The organism is Empedobacter sp. GD03865, assembly GCF_029840775.1.
GTDB lineage: Bacteria > Bacteroidota > Bacteroidia > Flavobacteriales > Weeksellaceae > Empedobacter > Empedobacter falsenii_B.
In genome coordinates, this window is sequence record NZ_JAOCDF010000084.1 from 1 (window position 1) to 639 (window position 639).

The following is a 639-nucleotide window of genomic DNA, read 5'->3' on the forward strand; positions in this document are numbered from 1 at the left end:
TAAAAAAGATCGATATGTTCCACTTTCTGATCATCTCATTAGAGGGATTAAAAAGTATATTTCAGTAGAACATCCTACTACTTTTTTATTTACAGGCAACAGCAAAGATGCTAAAGGTTTTGATTCTCGTTACAGTCAACGCGGAGTTCAATGGGTAATTCAATCCATCTGTAAAAAGGCAGGAATTTTAAAAGATGTATACACGCATACCTTGCGCCACAGCTATGCTACGCATTTACTCGAAGATGGTGTAAATATTCTTCAGGTTCAGAAATTAATGGGTCATGAGCGTATTGAAACCACTATGGAATACCTACATGTTTGCCAATTAGAGCAACAAAAAGTACACAGCCCACTTGATACCGTTTTTGCTTTATGCAGCCGCAGTGGGAAGTAAGCGATGTGCTCAAAAAAGTGGCTTTATCCGATCAGTGTTTCACGGTTCATCAAGAGAAAACGTTAAGAGCATTGACCCTATGCAGAACAGCTGCTTTAGGCGGCCATGTAGATGCGTGCGATGCGTGTGGAAACATCCGTATTAGTTACAACAGTTGCCGCAATCGTCATTGTCCGAAATGTCAAGGCCATCAACGCGAAGAATGGATACAAGCTCGTGAACAGGATCTGCTACCTTGTTCA

General features: G+C 41.0%; 2 protein-coding genes. Both read left to right on the forward strand.

Features of this window, described 5'->3' with window-relative positions; genetic code table 11:
• Nucleotides 1–397: tyrosine-type recombinase/integrase (locus N5D46_RS14745; protein WP_280050453.1), on the forward strand; the 397-nt coding region annotated here is incomplete at its 5' end.
• A partial coding sequence (locus N5D46_RS14750) for a transposase zinc-binding domain-containing protein (RefSeq protein ID WP_280050454.1) occupies nt 376–639 on the forward strand: 264 nt, incomplete at its 3' end. The genes N5D46_RS14745 and N5D46_RS14750, both read left to right, overlap by 22 nt.